This window comes from Leucobacter sp. GX24907 (genome assembly GCF_053567335.1).
On record NZ_JBSGPD010000001.1, the window covers coordinates 393,255 to 410,050 of the forward strand.

Genomic DNA, 16,796 nt, shown 5'->3' on the forward strand with positions numbered 1-16,796 from the left:
ACTACTCCAGAGTGGAGATTCGAGCCCCGCGCTCGGGTCTCCACTCTGAAGTGTTTCACCGCTCGATAGTGGAGCGACATGGGCGCTTCGCGCCCCGATCCACGTCTACACCAGGCCTCCTCCACCGAAGGACAGCTCATGAGAACCTCCCGCGTCTTCCACGCAGTCGACTCGCACACCGAAGGTATGCCCACGCGCGTCATTACCGGCGGGTACGGAGTCATCCCCGGTAGCACCATGGCCGAGCGTCGCACCTGGTTTATGGAGAACGACGACCGGATCCGCACGCTCCTCATGACGGAGCCCCGCGGTCACTCCTCGATGAGCGGCGCGATCCTGCAACCCCCGACCCGCGATGACGCCGACTGGGGCGTGCTCTACATCGAGGTTTCCGGTTGCCTGCCGATGTGCGGACACGGCACGATCGGCGTCTGCACCGTGCTCGTCGAAACCGGCCTCGTCGAGGTGCAAGAACCCGTCACCACGATCCGTCTCGACACCCCTGCGGGTCTCGTCGTCGCCGAGGTTGCGGTCAAGGACGGCAAGGCCGAAACCGTCACGATCAAGAACGTGCCTTCCTTCGTCGACCGCCTCGACGCCACCGTCGAGGTCCCCGGCCTCGGAACGGTCAACTACGACCTCGCGTTCGGCGGGAACTTCTACGCCATCGTCGACCTGGAGAGCCTCGGCATCGAGTGGCGCGACGATCGCTCGAACAAAGACGAACTGCTGCACGCCGGCCTCGCCATCATGGATGCCATCAACGAGGCCGATGAACCCGTGCACCCCGAGCGGCCCGACATCCGTCAGTGCCACCACGTCTACCTCAAGAAGCCGGGCTCGACCGCCCAGGAGTCGCAGCACGCGATGGCGATCTACCCCGGCTGGTTCGACCGCTCGCCCTGCGGCACGGGCACCAGTGCCCGGATGGCCCAGTTGCACGCACGCGGCGAACTGCCGCTGCACACGGACTTCGTCAACAAGTCCTACATCGGTTCGCGCTTCATCGGTCGACTCGTCGAAGAGACCGAGGTTGCCGGACGCAAGGCCGTGATCCCGACCATCACCGGTCGTGCCTGGATCACCGGCACCGCCCAATACATGATCGACCCCACCGACCCGTTCCCGGAAGGATTCCTGCTGTGAGCCTGCCCTATTACGACGCCGAAGCCGTTCATGCCGTTCTTCCCTTCGAGCGCGCCATCCGCGCGATCGAGGAGGCCGTGCGCGACGACATCGACCCGGAGCTTGATGGCCCCCGCCTCTTCGCGGACGCGCCCGACGGCGAGTTTCTGCTCATGCCCGCCCAGAGCTCGAAGTTCAGCGGGCTGAAGGCGCTGACCCTCGCGCCGAATAACCCGGCCCGCGGTCTCGAGAAGATCCAGGGTGTCTACGTCCTCTACTCGTCTGACACACTCGCACCGGTCGCGGTGATGGAAGGATCGAGCCTGACCGCGATTCGCACCCCCGCTGTCGCACTGTCGGCGATCCGCCTCCTCGCCCAGGCAGCCGCGCCGGGCGATGCGCTTCCCGAGGCGCCTCGCGTGCTCATCTTCGGCACTGGCACCCAGGGTTCGAGCTGCATCCATGCGACTCTGGCCGCCTTCCCGCGGGCCACCTTCGAGGTTATCGGGCGTCGCCCCGAACGCATCGAGGCGCTGCGCTCGGAGTTCAGCTCGCAGGGCATCGAGGTCGCCGATCGTACCGGTGACGTCGAGACTGCAGTCAGCGAAGCCGACATCATCATCTGCGCCACGACCGCTTCCGCGCCGCTGTTCGACGGTTCACTCGTGAAAAGCAACGCCATTGTCGCAGCAATCGGCACGCACGGCCACGACGCTCGTGAGCTCGACGACGCTCTCGTCTCGCGCGCCGACATCGTCGTTGAAGGACGTGCCTCGGCTCAGCGCGAGAACGGCAACCTGTCGACCTTCATCTCGGAAGCCGATTGGTCGTCGAACCCGCCCGCCAACCTGCGCGACCTCGTTCGCGGCGAGGTCACCCGTCGTGCCGGCCACCCCGCTGTGTACACCGGAGTGGGCATGTCGTGGGAAGATTTGGTATGTGCCACGGTGGTGTACACCGAGGGCACTCCGTCGACCTGACGGCCCTGCGCGGGTCAGCGCCCGCGCATTCAGCCCAGCGCTGAGGCACCGCAGCGGTGCCTCAACGCCTCGCCAGAGGAGAACCCCGTGACCCGGCTCACACAGCTCGAGCGCCCGCTCAATCTGAGGGAGAGTGTGCTCGATCAGTTGCGCACTGCGATCATCACGGGTGAACTGCAAGAGGGCGAGCTGGTGTCGGCTCCGACGCTCGGTCAGGCGCTGGGCGTCTCGGCGACCCCGGTGCGCGAGGCCATGATGGACCTCGCGCGCGAAGGGCTCGTCGAGACGGTGAAGAACAAGGGCTTCCGGGTCACGACGATGAGCGAGAAGGATCTCGATGACCTGGCATCGATCAGGCTCATGATCGAGCCGCCGTCGATGCACCAGGTCGTGGGGCGCATCTCCGAGGAGGCCTTCGCCGAGATGGAGCTGCTCGCCGATCGCTGCCTCGCCGGCGCGCAGACCGAGAACCTCGGTGAGTACCTGCTGAACGATCGTGCGTTCCACGCCCTGATCCTCTCCTTCACCGACAACCCGCAACTCGTCGAGCTCGCGACTTCGCTTCGCGTGCGTACCCGTATGTACGGGCTCAAGGCGCTTGCGGAGGAGGGCCTGCTCGCCGACTCGGCCATCGAGCATCAGCAACTGGTGCAGCTGCTGCGGGACGGAGACGGCGCAGGGGCTGAAGCCCTCATGCGCGCACACATCGGCCACGCCAGGTCGATCTGGGCGACCGGGGCTCACGCTTCTGAGGATCCGCAGCACTGAGGGCTTTGGCTCCGATCGTTCGCAACATTGGCTTAAGGCAGCACTGAATTACCGCAACACCGGGTTGCCCCTCACTCTCATCACTTACCAACCACTCACCATTCGAAAGGAGCACGGGTCGTATGGGTCGTTCCTCTGATGTCGTGGTCATCGGTGCAGGCATCATCGGTGCCGCAACCGCTTACTTCGCGACGAAGGCCGGGCTGTCGGTCACGATCGTTGAACGCGGTCTGCCAGTCAGTGGTACGACCTCGCGGTGCGAGGGCAACGTGCTCGTCTCCGATAAGGAGTTGGGCCCGGAGCTCGAGCTGACCCAGTTCTCGCTGGGGCTGTGGAAGGGTGAGCTCGCGGAGTTCGGGCATCTGTGGGAGTTCGACCCCAAGGGTGGCATCATCGTCGCTTCGAAGGAGTCGAGCCTGGTGTCGCTCGAGCGTTTGACGACGGCGCAGCACAAGTACGGCATCGATGCGCAGCGCATCGATGTCGCGGCGCTGCGTGGCTATGAGCCGCACATCACCGACAACGCGAAGGGTGCGGCGTACTATCCCGAAGACAGTCAGCTGCAGCCGGTGCTCGCGGCGTCGAATCTGATCCGCCTGGCCCGCGACATGGGTGCCGAGCTCGTGGTGGATGCGCCGGTGACGGAGTTCCTCCGTGACGGTGACCGGGTGACCGGTGTACGTACTCCGCGTGGTGATTTCTCGGCTGCTCACATCGTGAATGCGACGGGCACCTGGTCGAGCGAGGTCGCACGGCTCGCGGGTGTCGAGGTGCCGGTGCTGCCGCGTCGTGGCTTCGTGCTCGTCACCGAACCGCTGCCGCCGATGATCAATCACAAGGTGTACGCGGCCGAATACGCTGACAACGTCGGCAGTTCCGATGCCGGGCTGCAGTCGTCGCCAGTGGTCGAGGGCACGCCGGGTGGGACGATCCTGATCGGGTCGAGCCGTGAGCGCATCGGCTTCGATGCGACGATCAGCACTGACGCACTCAAGCAGATCGCCCGGAATGCGATCGACTTGTTCCCGTTCCTCGAGAACGTGCGCATGATGCGGCATTACCACGGTTTCCGCCCGTACTGCCCGGACCACCTGCCGGTGATCGGCCCGGATCCGCGCGCGCCCGGTCTGTGGCACGCCGCCGGCCACGAGGGTGCCGGTATCGGGCTTGCCGCGGGCACGGGCAAGCTGCTCGCGCAGGCCATGGTCGGTGAAGAGACCGGGATGCCGATTACCGCGTTCCGTCCCGAGCGCTTCAGCGACGCGGAGTATCTCGCCTCGCACGGACTGAACCCTGACTTCTCTCCGCGTGAGGCCGCTGCCGCTCAGGTCGAGGAGCCCGATCCTGCGCTTTCGGAGGCGGTGCCTCCCAGCCCGGCGCACCCCGATGCCGGGTCTTCCGATTCAGCTCGCACCGATTCAGCTCGCACCGATTCAGCAGAGGAGGCCTCCGCATGAGCGCACCCCAGTCGGCAGATTCATCACGACCCGATCGGGTCACAGCCAGTTTCGGCGGGGAGCCGATCGAGGCTGCAGCCGGCGCGAGTGTTGCTGCGGCGATCATGGGCAGTTGCGGGACGGCGTGGCGTACGACGAAGTCGGGTAAGCCGCGCGGTCTGTTCTGCGGGATCGGGGTCTGCTACGACTGCATCGTCGAGATCGATGGTCAGTCGGGGCAGCGCGCGTGCATGATCCCGCTGCAGGACGGCATGGACGTGCAGCCGGCGAAGGCTGCGGTGCCGCACGAGTTCCCGGTGCCGGGTGAGCCTGGTGCTGAGTCTGAGTCTGAGCAGGCGGTGTCGAGCACGAGTTCCGAGGAGGAGCAGGCATGACTGAGCAGGCGACGCGTTCTGCGGTGACTCCGTTTGATATCGCCGTGATCGGGGCGGGCCCGGCGGGGCTCGCTGCTGCGGGAACGGCGGCTGTGGCCGGCGCTCGGGTAGCGGTGATCGATTCGAGCGAGCAGCCCGGCGGCCAGTTCTGGAGGCACCGCTCGGAGGCGGCCGGCATCGTTGATGACGGCAAGCTGCATCATGGCTGGGGCGAGTATCTCGAGCTGCGTCGCGAGTTCGATGCGGGCATCGCGAGCGGGCGTATTTCGTACTTCCCGGCGACGAGCGTGTGGATGGCGCAGCGCGGCGGTCTCGGCGCGGATCGTGGGGTCGGGCAGGGGTTCACGTTGCGTTTGACTCCGGCGTACGGCCCCGGTGTGTCCGAGGTGCCGACGGTGCGCGCTGAGCGCTTGGTCGTTGCGACCGGCGGGTATGACCGTCAGTTGCCGGTACCGGGGTGGGATCTTCCCGGCGTCATGGCTGCGGGCGGTATTCAGGCGTTCATCAAGCAGAACGACATGCTACCGGGCAAGCGTTTCGTCATCGCGGGGACGGGCCCGTTCCTGCTGCCCGTGGCGGCGAATGTGGTCGCCGCCGGTGGTTCGGTCGCGGCCGTGTGCGAGTCGTCGAACCTCATGGGCTGGCTGCCTCGCGCGCACCGCGCGGCGGGTGTGCCGTCGAAGGGGCTCGAGGGTGCCGAGTATGTGTGGACGTTCGTGAAGCACCGCATCCCGTACCGGGTGCGCACGGTGATCACTGAGATTCTGGGTGAGGATCACGTCACCGGAGTGCGTACCGCGAAGGTGCGGCGAGACGGCAGTGTGGTCGCGGGGAGCGAGCGCACGATCGACGGTGTCGATGGGGTCGGCATGGGGTGGGGCTTCACCCCGCAGATGGAGTTGCCGGTGCAGCTCGGTGTCGAGACCCGCGTCGATGTCGATGGTTCGCTGGTCGCGACGGTCGACGAGCTGCAGCAGTCATCGGTGCCCGGGCTCTACCTGGCCGGCGAGCTCACGGGTGTGGGCGGTGCCGCGCTCGCGGTGATCGAGGGCAAGGTGGCCGGCCGTGCTGCTGCGAACGTCGGGGGAGCGACCTCGGGGGAGGCGCGCACGATCCGGGCGCAGCGATCCTTCGCCGAAGCGATGCACCTCGCCCACCCCGTGCCCGAGGGATGGGATCAGCGTCTCACCGACGACACCGTGGTGTGCCGTTGCGAAGAGGTGCGTGCCGGGGCGATCGTGTCGACTCGTGATGACATGGCCGGTGATGACTCGCGTACGCAGAAGGGCATCAACCGTGCGGGGATGGGCTGGTGTCAGGGCCGCGTGTGCGGCTTCGCGGTGTCCTGCCTCTCGGATGCGGGTCAGGGGGATGTCTCAGCGCATGGTTCGGGCGCGCACGCTGCCCCCCGCGGATCGTCGGCGCACACATCGCTCGCGTCGAGCGCGAAGCGTCCGGTGGCGCAGCCGATCCCGCTCGGATCGCTCGTCGACCTCGACGACTGACCCGCCCGGAGCCTGTCGCGCCGACTTCGGTGCGGCACCCGAGCCGCCGCGTATCGCGCAGAACGGCTCTGGTCCCGCACCGAAGGAGCGTCCGGGGGAGAGTCAGCCGGCCAGCTCGCTGCGTATCAGCGGATCGTCGACGACCGCAATCGTGGTAGTTGATCCGTCGGACGTCAGCATCACCCGCATCTTCTCGAAGATGCCGGGCTTGAAGTGCTTCAGGTACACGGCATAGAGCACACCGATGACGAGACTTGCCACGTACAGGCCGACGAGCAGGGCGGTCAGACCGCCCGAAGTGCCGAGGATCAGCTCGAGGCTGCCGAGCGACATCGACAGCAGTACGACGAGGCCGATGATGGCGAGGATCGGGGCGACCATCGTGTGCCAGACGCGCCGGTCGACACCGGTGCGGCGGAAGAAGACGAAGATCGCGACGGCGGCGATGGTCTGGGCCGAGATGATCGCCACCGTACCGATACCGGCCAGCCACACGAAGAGGGTGGTGTACGGATCGAGGCCTGCGACCGCGAACCCGAGGATCACGACGACCGCACTCGCGGTCTGGGCGATCGAGGCGATGTAGGGAGTCTTTCGGGTACTGAGCGTCTTGCCGAGCTTCGCCGAGATGAGTCCCTGGCGTCCGAGTACGTAGAGGTAACGCGAGATGTTGTTGTGGAACGTGACTGCCGCAGCAAAGATCGCGGTGATGATCAGTACTTGGAAGAGGTGGGAGGCCCATGGCCCCAGCGCTTGAGCGCTGACGAAGAACAACAGGTCACCCGACTCTCGGAGTGCGACCTCCTGAGCGTTCCTAGGGCCGAGCGCGCTGATAACGAGGTACGAGGTGCCCGCGTAGATGATGGCCATGACGATGACCGCGGTGTACGTGGCGCGGGGGATGGTGCGCAGCGGATTCTTGGCTTCTTCGGCATAGATGGCGCTGCCTTCGAAGCCGATGAAGGTCGTATGGGCGAACATGATGGCGACGCCGAGCCCGGTCGCGAAGATCGCAGGGATGGAGAAGGGTTCGAGTGAGAATTCGGTGGTGCCGGTGCCACCAGGGTTCACGATGATGCCGGCGCCCAGCAGGGCGAGCATCGAGCATTCCAGCACGATGAGCACGCCGAGCACGAGACCGCCGGCGTGTACGCCGCGGATGCCGAGAGCGAGTGCACCGAGCATGGCGCCGAGCGCGAAGGTCCACCACGGGATGTCGACGCCGGTCCACGCGAGCACCAAGCTGTTGACGTAGTAGCCGAATCCTCCGTAGAGCGAGAACTGGATGCAGCTGTAGGCGAAGATCGTGAGTGTCGCCGACCCCAGCCCCACGAATCGGCCGAGCCCGATGGTGATGTACGAGTAGAGCGCGCCCGCGTTCAGCACGTGGCGACTCATGGCGAGGTAACCGACCGCGAAGAGCAGCAGGATGCCCGCCGCAAACAGGAAGCCGACGGGGGCGCCGGCTCCGTTGCCGAGACCGATCATGATCGGAACGAGGCCGACGACGCCGGTCAGTGGCGAGGCCGCCGCGATGATGAAGAATACGATCGAGGGAACTCCCAGCGCGTTGGCCTGGAGACTGTCCGAGCCGCGATGCTCGGCTGCGATCTCCCTCTCGGGTGAGTGTGACATTGCTCGTTGCTTTTCTGTGATGCTGCGGCCTGCGCCGCGGCAATGCGGGCAGGGTGGCCCCGCAGAGCGGTCGTCTGCGGGGCCGGGGTGCTGTGATCAGGCGTTGTCGAGCGAGATCCAGATCGTCTTGGTTTCGGTGTACTGCTCGAAGGCCTCGAGTCCCTTCTCCTTGCCTCCGAAGCCCGAGGCCTTGAAGCCCCCGAACGGAGTCGTGAAGTCGCCCTCGCTGAACCCGTTGACTGCGACGATGCCCGACTTGATGCGGCGCGAGAGACGGATCGCCTGGTCGATGTCCTTGGACCAGACTGTCGAGGAGAGTCCATACTCGGTGGCGTTCGCGATCTGGATCGCCTCTTCCTCGGTGTCGTATCCGATGACGACGGTGATCGGCCCGAACAGCTCGGTCTGGGCGATGGGATCGGCGTTCGAAACCCCGGTGATGACGGTGGGGGCGATGAACCATCCACCGGTCTCTTCGAGGATGCGGGTGCCGCCGGTGCGCACTTCGGCGCCGCGCCCCTCCGCCTCCTGAACCGCGTGCAGCATGCGGTTCAGCGCTTCTTCCTCGATGATGGGGCCGAGCTCGGTGTGAGGATCGGCGGTGTCGCCGACGACCTTGCGCGCAGCGACGGCGCTCAGTTCTTCGACGAAACGATCCTTGATCGAATTGTGCACGAGAATGCGCGAGCCCGCCGTGCAGTTCTGGCCGCTGTTCCAGAACGCAGCGTCGGCGAGGTCCTCCGCGACGCGGGGCAGGATGTGGGCGACGCTCTCGGTGACGATCTGTGGGCTCTTGCCACCCATCTCGAGCGTGACCTTCTTGAAGTTGCTCTTCGCCGAGTACTCGAGGAAGTAGCGGCCGACCTCGGTGGAGCCCGTGAAGGTGAGCGCGTCGACGTCGTTGTGCAGGCCGAGTGCCTTGCCGGCGACGTGGCCGTGGCCGGGCACGACGTTGAGGATTCCGGCGGGGATCCCTGCATCGAGCGCGAGTTTGGCGAGGTAGAGCGCGCTGAGGGAGGCCTGCTCCGGCGGCTTGACGATGACGGCGTTGCCCGCGGCGAGCGCGGGGGCGAGCTTCATCGTGAGCACCGGCAGCGGGAAGTTCCACGGTACGACCGCGGCGACCACGCCGACAGGTTCGGTGACGATGAGCCCGAGGTTGCCCTCTCCGGTCGTCGACACCTTGCCGAAGACCTTGTCGATGGCCTCGGCGTACCACGAAAAGATGCCGATGACTTCGGGCAGGTCTCCGTCGGTGCAATCGGATATCGGCTTACCGGCTTCGATCGAGTCGAGCTTTGCAAGGGTCTCGGCGTGCTCTTCGATCTTCGCTACGAAGCGGTAGAGCGCGGCTTTCCGGTCGGCGGGATCGAGACGGCTCCACGACCCGCTTTCGAATGCGGCTCGGGCGCTGGCCACGGCCCGATCAACGTCTTGCTCAGTGGCCGCGGAGACCTCGGCGATGACCTGACCGGTCGCGGGATTATGCGTAGCGATGCGGCCGCCATCACTGGAATCGGTGAACCGCCCGTCGATGAGGAGCTGCGTAGGGGCATCGACGATACCGGGGATTGACATGAAACACCTCGTGTGAATTCGGGAACGCGGTGCCCCGGTGCTGCGCAGGACAGGCCGGGGAGGCGCCTCTGAAGCAGGCGCCAGTGCGTTGCGGGATCCGACTCTACACGAAAAATCGTTAAATAAAATTAGTTGCCAAATATTTCCTAGCGACTATATTGGGTCGCAGGATAGTCCCGATCGCCAATGGAGGTTTCATGCGGGAGCACACGATCATCGAGCAGACCGATGGTTCCGTTCTCTGGACGAACTGGGGTCAGAACGTCAGCGTGCGCGCTGCCGAGTTCCATCTCCCCGAAACCGAAGGGGAGCTCGCAGATCTCGTGAAGCGAGCCCGTGCCGAGGGGCGAAAGATCCGAGTCGTAGGCGCCGGTCACTCGAGCTCACGTATCGCAGCGACTACGGATTTCCTCGTCTCGCTCGACCAGATGCAAGGCATCATCGAGGTGGATGAAAAGACCGGGCGCGTCCGGCTCCGGGCAGGCACCCGACTCAAGCACCTCGGCGAGCCGCTCTGGGCTGCCGGGTACTCACTCCAGAACCAGGGCGACATCGACCAGCAGTCCATGGCCGGCGCGATGTCTACCGGTACCAAGGGGTCGGGCATCGAGTTCGGTGGGATCGCTGCGCGTGTGAGGTACGTACGACTCATCGACGGGACCGGACGGATCGTGGAGATCGACGAGTCACAGCCCGAACTGCTGAATGCGGCCCGGGTCTCGCTCGGCTTGCTCGGAATACTCACCGAGGTCGTCTACGAAGCCGTGCCGAAGTACGGACTCTCGGAAAGCTACGTGCCCTACCGGTACGAGGAGCTCAAGCCGGAGATCGGGCAACTTCTTGAGAACAATCGGCACTTCTCCTTCTTCTACTTCCCAACCGATCGATCCTCCAAGCTGTACTTCCCCGAGGAGCAGGCCTACCCGGCGGGCACCACGCTTACCAAGAGATTGAACGCACTCCCGGCACCAAGAGACGAGGTCGAGGGGGAGTGGGGTGACCGCACCGGCCCCGCGTACAAGATCTACCCGGACGGCACCACCGACACGGTGTTCCAGGAACTCGAGTACATGGTCGACGCGGAGATCGCGCTGGAAGCCTTTGAAGCACTCAGGGATCTCATGGCATCGAAGTATCCGGAGGAGTACTCGCCGATCCAGCTGCGCTGGCAGGCCGCCGAAGACAACTATCTCGCCCCCAACTACGGGCGGCGAACCGTGTCGATCTCAGTCTCCGGCACGGACGCCGACGCCTACGAACCGTTCCTCCGCGACGCCGCCGAGGTGCTCGATGGCTTCGGCGCCCGTCCCCACTGGGGCAAGGTGAACTTTCTCACCCGTGAGCGCGTACGCGAGGTGTACCCCGAATACGAGCGCTTCGACCGCATCCGTACCGAGTTCGATCCAGATGGCGTCTTCCTCAACGACACCCTCAGCGAGCTGTTCACCACCTAAGCCACCGAAACGGCCTTCACAACAACAAGGAGAAGTCATGTTCAAAGGAGAACTGAGAAGACCGCGTGCGCGCATGCTGCGAACCGGTATCGGGGCGGCAGGAGCAGTCGCCCTCGTGCTGGGACTCGGAGCCTGCTCGCCTGGGAGTTCGGCCGAGCACCAACTCAAGGTGTTCACAGCGGCTCCACCGGATCCAGCACCCGTAGGAGTCGCCGACTTCGGTCCTGACGCACTCTCCGACTTCGAGGGTTGGAAGGAGGAGAACGACGTCGATGTTCGCAACGAGACGGCGCCTTTCGAACAGGTGCACGGCAAGCTCGCGACCTCATTCGCCTCGGGCAGCGACGTTCCCGACGTCTTCATCAGCGCCGGTTGGATCCCGGAGTTCGCGGACTCGCTCCAGCCCATCGACGATTACCTCGACCCCGAGCTCGTCGCGGACCTGCCGGAGTCGAGTTTCGGCACGGCGCAGTGGGACGACGAGACCTACGGTGTGCTCTTCACCCTCTCGCTGCAGATCATGTACTTCAATGAGGAGCACCTCGCCGAAGCCGGCTTCGATGGGCCACCCGAGGACTGGGATGAGCTGAAGGAATACGTCGCCGCACTCAATACCGACGATCACTACGGTTGGGTCGGTGCGTTCGGTCAAGCGGGCGGCATCTCGGGTGTTGCGACGACCTACATGGCATTCCTTCAGCAGGCCGGTGGCGAGATCTTTGACGAGAACGGCGATCCTGCATTCAATACCCCTGAGGGTGTCGAAGCTCTGCAGATGCTGGTCGACTTGCAGGAGCTCGGCGGCGATCCCGGCAACGTCTCATATGCGGGTCTCGCCGATGCCACCGAGGTGTTCAAAGCGGGCAAGGCATCGATCATGTTCAACTGGCCGTTCATGTGGGAAGAGGCGAACGACCCGGAAACCTCGGCCGTTGCCGACAAGATCGGCACCGCGGTGCTACCGGCGGGCAAGGCCGGCACCGCGTCGGTTGATGGGGCAGACTCGCTCTCGATCTACAAGGAGAGCGAGAACCCTGAGCTCGCCTACGACCTCATCGACTTCTACCTGAGTCCCGAGCAGCAGAAAGCACAGGTGATCGAGACGGGTTGGTTGCCGATCCGCATGTCGGTGCTGGATGATCCGGAAGTGCAGGAGGCGGCTCCGCAGGCCGAAGCCACGCTCGAACAGGCCAAGCACCCGTACAGCAGCTACGTGGTGCCCCAGCACGAGGAGTACACGCACGCCCTCGGTGTCGAGATTCAGCAGGCCCTGCAGGGGAACAAGACCCCCGAGCAGGCGATCGAGGACGCGTACGACGCGGTATCGCAGATCGTTGGCTAACAAACTCAACACCGAGCTGGTACGCACCTTGTCCGCGGAGAACATCCGCGGCAAGCGCAGCTACGAGCAGAGCCGGCGCAGGGCAGGGATCTACTTCCTTGCGCCGTCTCTACTCGTGCTGCTGGTCGTGCTCGTCTATCCGATCCTCCAGTCGATCCTGCTGTCCTTTCGGGACGTCAAGGTCAGCCAGGGGCTCTCCGGAGGTGAATGGGCCGGCCTCTCGAACTACGCCCGCATGTTCGAAGACCCGATCATGCGGACCGGAGTATTCAATACCGTCTACTTCACCGTTGTCGAAGTGCTCGCGGTTATCGTGATCTCGCTGCTCTTCGCTCTCCTGATCTCCGAGCGAAAGCGCGGGACCGGGTGGTTGATGGTCATCTTGCTCATTCCGTGGGCATTGGCTCCGGTGGCGAACGCAACGATCTGGAAGTGGATCTACCACGGCAACTACGGGATCCTCAACTCGATTCTCACAGAGACGGGAATTATCGACGGCAATGTCATCTGGCTAGGATCCCCCTTCCTCGCCCTGAACATGATGCTCATCGCGGATATCTGGAAGGCCGTTCCGTTCATCACGCTGCTACTCATTGCAGGGCTCAAGGGCATCAACCCGATCCAGTTCAAGGCCGCGGCGATCGACGGAGCCAGCCGTCTGCAGGTGTTCGGCTCGATCATCCTGCCGCAACTCAAACACACTCTGATGATCGTGGTCGTGTTGCAGACGATCTGGGCGATGAAGGTCTTCGATCTGATCTTCATCCTGACGAAGGGCGGCCCGGCCGACGGCACCGTGACGATGAACTTCTACGCCTACCGAACCACGTTCCAGTTCGGCGAGATGGGGTATGGATCGGCTATCGCCAACATCCTCTTCATCGTGATGTTCGTGTTCGCGCTCGGATACATCCGCCTGATGGGCCGTGAACCGAAGCGCAAGGGAGGCGCCGCCTGATGATCGCAGTCAGCTCTCGACTGAGTCGAGTCTTCGTCATGATCGCTCTGGGCTTCTTCGTTGCTTGGACCTTGCTTCCGTTGATCTGGGCGGTTATCACCAGCCTGTTGCCCAACGCGGCAGTCACTCAATCTCCGCCAGATCTCAACCCTGCAGGGTTCACGCTGAGGAACTACATCGACGCCATGGCCGCAGGGCCAGACCTGCCCGGCAGTATGAGGAACTCTCTGATCGTGTCACTCATCACGGGCAGCCTCTCGATCCTTCTCGGAGCGCCCGCAGCTTACGCACTGGCCAAACTCGGGGTGCCCGGCTCGCAGAAGATGCTCCTCATGATCTTGGGCAGCCAAATGTTCCCGGCGATCATTGTCGCGATCCCGATGTTCGTCATCTTCTCGAACCTTGGCCTGACGAACACGTATACGGCGCTGATCGTCGTGAACATTTCGTTCATCCTGCCGATCGTGATCTGGGTGCTCAAGGGATTCTTCGACTCCGTGCCCGATCAGCTGGAGAAGTCCGCGGCGATAGATGGTGCAGGCGTCTTTCGAACGTTCGCGCAGATCGTGCTTCCGATATCAGCGCCTCCCGTGTTCGCAGTGGCAGTCTTCGCGTTCATCGAATCGTGGAACGAATTCTTCTTCGCCGTCATTCTGACGGGATTCGAGACGAAGACCGTACCGATTGCCATCTCGGAGTTCTCAGGCCAGTACCAAACGCTCTACGGACAGATGATCGCATCGTCGATCGTCGCGAGCATTCCGGTGGTCGCGCTCGCGATCATCTTCCGCAAGTACATCGTCAAGGGTTTCATTGAAGGGTCGGTGAAGGGCTGATGGCTCAGATCGAACTGGTAGACATCGTCAAGAAGTACGGTGACGTACTCGCCTGCGACGAGATCGGATTCCACGCAGCCGAGGGCGAGTTCGTGACCCTGCTCGGGCCGTCGGGGTGTGGCAAGAGCACGACACTGAACATGATCGCCGGGCTCGAGAGCATCACGGGAGGCGACCTGCTCTTCGACGGGCGCCGAGTCAACGACCTCCGGCCGTTCGACCGCGACGTGGCGATGGTGTTCCAGAGCTATGGCCTGTACCCGCATATGACTGTCTTCGACAACATCGCCTTTACGCTCAAGACGCGAAAGGCGAAGAAGGACGAGATCAAGAAACGGGTGGAGCAGGTTGCTGCCTCGCTGGAGCTCGGCCCGCTGCTCAAACGCTACCCGCGAGAGCTATCGGGAGGTCAACAGCAGCGCGTGGCCATCGGGCGTGCAATCGTGCGCGAGCCCTCGGTGTTCCTCTTCGATGAGCCGTTCTCGAACCTTGACACTGAACTCAGAGTTCGCATGCGGAGTGAGATCAAACAGCTGCACGAGAAGCTCTCGATCACCTCGGTGTTCGTCACACATGACCAGGAGGAAGCGCTCTCGCTCTCTGACAAGATCGTCGTGCTCGGAGGGGGCAAGGTGCAGCAGGTCGGGTCAGCTGAGGAAGTCTACTACCGACCCAGCAACAAGTATGTGGCGAGCTTCATCGGTAGCCCCAAGATGAATTTCCTCCAGGGGGAGGTGGTCGTAGGGGCGAACGGACTCGAGTATCGGAGCGAGGACCTGTCGATCCCGCTGCGACTGCACCAACTGCCGGAGGGCGTCGCCCCCGACTCCGAGCTTGGTGTGCGACCCGAAGCGCTCGAGCTGCTCTCCGAAGCCGGGAGCGACACGTTCTCGTGCCGGGTCCTGGTATCGCAGCCGCTCGGTGCGGTGAGTGACATTCTTGCGACGACTGCCTCGGGTCGGGAATTTACCGTGCGGGTCAGTGGCTTCCGTGCCTGCGAGCCGGGGAGTGAGCTGCACCTGCGCGTTGATCCGGACCGTCTCAACTGGTTCGCGTCTGCAACGGGAGAGCGCATCGGCGCTTAGTCGCTGCGGGACCCCGCGTTGCCGAGTCGTTGACGGAGGTGTCGGCGCAGACGGAATTGGGCGGCCGGGGTTCCGCAGCCTACGGCAGGTAGTACAGGTGCCAGCCGAAGTCGCCACAGGGCGTGAGATGGTTCGGATCGACGGTCGGGAGTGAACCTGTCGGGCGCGCGGCGTCGTTCGAGACAACGACTCGGTTCTCTGCATTGAGTATGGCGAGACTGCCGGGAGCGCGATCGAGGAGCGGCACGAGTGAACGCTCGTATGCCTCGAGACCGACGTCGACGCCGAGCTTGCCGATGAACTGTTCATCGACCTGCACGGGCAGCGAGGCGGTGATCGTGAACTTGTTGGTCCCGCCAAGGTCGATGTAGGGGCCCTGCACGTGAGAGAAGTCTCGCTGGAAGGGGGCGAGCCAGTCGAGTTCCGAGTAGTCGTAGAAGGTGTCACTCATCGGGTCGAGGTTGTGCGACGCATCGCGGACACCGCTGGCGTCGCGCTCGAGACCCGGCATGAAGTAAGTAATGTCTTCGAGCACTCCCACGCCGAACCCAAAGCACGAGCCGATGACCGGTTCGGGGAGTGTGACGAGGTTCTTGAGCAGTTCGGGCTTCAATGCTTCGAAATCGGAGGTGCGGAGTGCGCCGTTCCTCTCGAGTGCGTTTCTCGTGAGCGTCTCCACGAACTGTGCGAGGGGCTCCATGCTCGAAAACGCAGTCTCGAAGACCGACCAGGCCTCGGAGGCCGCGTGGTTCAGGTCGAAGCTGGTCTCAGACATGGAGTGACTCCGCAATCAGGTGCAAGCGGGAACTGACGAGAACGTTGGTGCCCAGGTAGGAATAGGCGCGCGCCAACTGCCTGGCTTGCACGGCATCTCGCATTTCGATGGCGTGCTGGATCTGTTCGATCGCGGCACGGGTGTCGCGCTGGTGGTCGGACTCTCGATTGATGAAGAGCGACAGCGTGCCGAGCTCCCGTTGCATATCGATAATCGCGGTGTTCAGTCGTAACGACTGGCTACCGAGCGACAGCTCGATCAGCCACTTGTTCTCGGCCCAGGTGAACGTATTGGCATCGGCGGTCTCCCGCATGAGCTCAACGTGCCGGGCGCCTCGGCGCATGTGGCCGACCGAGGCTCGACTGGCAGCAAGTTCTGCAGCATCGCCGATGAGCATCGTTCTCCAGTCGGCGAGGTCACGCAGACCAACGGCCGACATCGAGATCAGCTGGTTGCGCGCCTGCGTCTCCGCGCCGTTCCCGCGGCCCTTCGTCGTGATGACCGTTCCTCCGCCGCGTCCGGCACGCGTGGAAACGAGACCTTCGCTCCGCAGCCGTCCAAGGGCTTCTCGCAGTGAGAAGACGCTGGCGCCGAGTTGTTCGGCGAGTTCGGCTTCGCGAGGCAGCTTCTGTCCGTCCCTGAGGTCACCGAGGTCGATGGCGAGTCTGAGTCTGGCGGCGATTCCCTCGGGAGTGGTCTCCTCGGGCTTCAGCGGATCGAAGTGTGCGCTGTGGGGCGCACTGAACCGCTCGTTTGCCATGAACAGCAGTATGGCACGGAAATCGCCATCGAGAGATAAATATGTGTTAGCGTAATTTTTTGTCGACGCAGTTTTAAAATTCTGAGTATGTGGAACCGATGCTTCTTCTCAAGTTCACGCGCAACTGAGGAGTGGTGAGCGGTTCGGTCGACGATGTGCAACGA

Annotated in this window: 15 protein-coding genes; 11 read left to right on the forward strand and 4 right to left on the reverse strand. The window is 63.9% G+C overall.

Annotation, left to right across the window (positions count from 1 at the left end; all coding sequences use genetic code 11):
• Nucleotides 1-138 precede the first annotated feature (138 nt).
• The 6 genes from ACUYV6_RS01915 to ACUYV6_RS01940 all read left to right on the forward strand — a co-directional run bounded on the left by ACUYV6_RS01915 (nucleotide 139) and on the right by ACUYV6_RS01940 (nucleotide 6,209).
• Nucleotides 139-1,146 (forward strand): proline racemase family protein, encoded by a 1,008-nt coding sequence (locus tag ACUYV6_RS01915; protein WP_449276951.1) that lies wholly within the window; start codon nucleotides 139-141, stop codon nucleotides 1,144-1,146.
• Complete coding sequence (locus tag ACUYV6_RS01920; RefSeq protein WP_449276952.1) at nucleotides 1,143-2,105, forward strand: ornithine cyclodeaminase family protein; 963 nt, start codon at nucleotides 1,143-1,145, stop codon at nucleotides 2,103-2,105. The genes ACUYV6_RS01915 and ACUYV6_RS01920 overlap by 4 nt, the downstream gene beginning before the upstream one ends.
• 87 nt (nucleotides 2,106-2,192) lie before the next feature.
• Nucleotides 2,193-2,873: a GntR family transcriptional regulator gene (locus ACUYV6_RS01925; protein WP_449276953.1), complete on the forward strand. Its 681-nt coding sequence runs from the start codon at nucleotides 2,193-2,195 to the stop codon at nucleotides 2,871-2,873.
• A 122-nt stretch (nucleotides 2,874-2,995) separates the two neighbouring features.
• Nucleotides 2,996-4,330: an NAD(P)/FAD-dependent oxidoreductase gene (locus ACUYV6_RS01930; protein WP_449276954.1), complete on the forward strand. Its 1,335-nt coding sequence runs from the start codon at nucleotides 2,996-2,998 to the stop codon at nucleotides 4,328-4,330.
• A complete protein-coding gene (locus ACUYV6_RS01935; protein WP_449276955.1) occupies nucleotides 4,327-4,704 on the forward strand; it encodes a (2Fe-2S)-binding protein in 378 nt (125 codons plus the stop codon). The genes ACUYV6_RS01930 and ACUYV6_RS01935 overlap by 4 nt, the downstream gene beginning before the upstream one ends.
• The gene (locus ACUYV6_RS01940) at nucleotides 4,701-6,209 is read left to right on the forward strand and encodes an FAD-dependent oxidoreductase (protein WP_449276956.1); all 1,509 of its coding nucleotides are present in this window, start codon (nucleotides 4,701-4,703) and stop codon (nucleotides 6,207-6,209) included. Before ACUYV6_RS01935 ends, ACUYV6_RS01940 begins: the two co-directional genes overlap by 4 nt.
• 102 nt (nucleotides 6,210-6,311) lie before the next feature.
• Here ACUYV6_RS01940 and ACUYV6_RS01945 read toward each other — a convergent pair whose 3' ends face one another.
• Together ACUYV6_RS01945 and ACUYV6_RS01950 are read right to left on the reverse strand one after the other, a co-directional pair.
• Nucleotides 6,312-7,844, reverse strand: coding sequence for an APC family permease (locus tag ACUYV6_RS01945; RefSeq protein ID WP_449276957.1), 1,533 nt, complete (start codon nucleotides 7,842-7,844; stop codon nucleotides 6,312-6,314).
• A gap of 96 nt (nucleotides 7,845-7,940) precedes the next feature.
• On the reverse strand, nucleotides 7,941-9,422 hold the full coding sequence (locus ACUYV6_RS01950; protein WP_449276958.1) for an aldehyde dehydrogenase family protein: 1,482 nt from the start codon (nucleotides 9,420-9,422) through the stop codon (nucleotides 7,941-7,943).
• Nucleotides 9,423-9,619: 197 nt separating this feature from the next.
• Between ACUYV6_RS01950 and ACUYV6_RS01955 the strand changes: the two genes are divergently transcribed.
• From ACUYV6_RS01955 to ACUYV6_RS01975, 5 genes are read left to right on the forward strand one after another with little or no spacing between them, the layout of a single operon-like run.
• A complete protein-coding gene (locus ACUYV6_RS01955; RefSeq protein WP_449276959.1) occupies nucleotides 9,620-10,876 on the forward strand; it encodes a D-arabinono-1,4-lactone oxidase in 1,257 nt (418 codons plus the stop codon).
• 37 nt (nucleotides 10,877-10,913) lie between these two features.
• Complete coding sequence (locus ACUYV6_RS01960; protein WP_449276960.1) at nucleotides 10,914-12,218, forward strand: extracellular solute-binding protein; 1,305 nt, start codon at nucleotides 10,914-10,916, stop codon at nucleotides 12,216-12,218.
• Nucleotides 12,211-13,176, forward strand: coding sequence for a carbohydrate ABC transporter permease (locus ACUYV6_RS01965; RefSeq protein ID WP_449276961.1), 966 nt, complete (start codon nucleotides 12,211-12,213; stop codon nucleotides 13,174-13,176). Before ACUYV6_RS01960 ends, ACUYV6_RS01965 begins: the two co-directional genes overlap by 8 nt.
• Complete coding sequence (locus tag ACUYV6_RS01970) at nucleotides 13,176-14,012, forward strand: carbohydrate ABC transporter permease (protein ID WP_449276962.1); 837 nt, start codon at nucleotides 13,176-13,178, stop codon at nucleotides 14,010-14,012. Before ACUYV6_RS01965 ends, ACUYV6_RS01970 begins: the two co-directional genes overlap by 1 nt.
• Nucleotides 14,012-15,097: an ABC transporter ATP-binding protein gene (locus ACUYV6_RS01975; RefSeq protein WP_449276963.1), complete on the forward strand. Its 1,086-nt coding sequence runs from the start codon at nucleotides 14,012-14,014 to the stop codon at nucleotides 15,095-15,097. Before ACUYV6_RS01970 ends, ACUYV6_RS01975 begins: the two co-directional genes overlap by 1 nt.
• A gap of 79 nt (nucleotides 15,098-15,176) precedes the next feature.
• On the opposite strand, the gene ACUYV6_RS01980 is transcribed toward ACUYV6_RS01975, so the two are convergent.
• Nucleotides 15,177-15,872, reverse strand: coding sequence for a cache domain-containing protein (locus ACUYV6_RS01980; RefSeq protein WP_449276964.1), 696 nt, complete (start codon nucleotides 15,870-15,872; stop codon nucleotides 15,177-15,179).
• A complete protein-coding gene (locus ACUYV6_RS01985) occupies nucleotides 15,865-16,632 on the reverse strand; it encodes a FadR/GntR family transcriptional regulator (protein ID WP_449276965.1) in 768 nt (255 codons plus the stop codon). The genes ACUYV6_RS01980 and ACUYV6_RS01985 overlap by 8 nt, the downstream gene beginning before the upstream one ends.
• Nucleotides 16,633-16,796 lie beyond the last annotated feature (164 nt).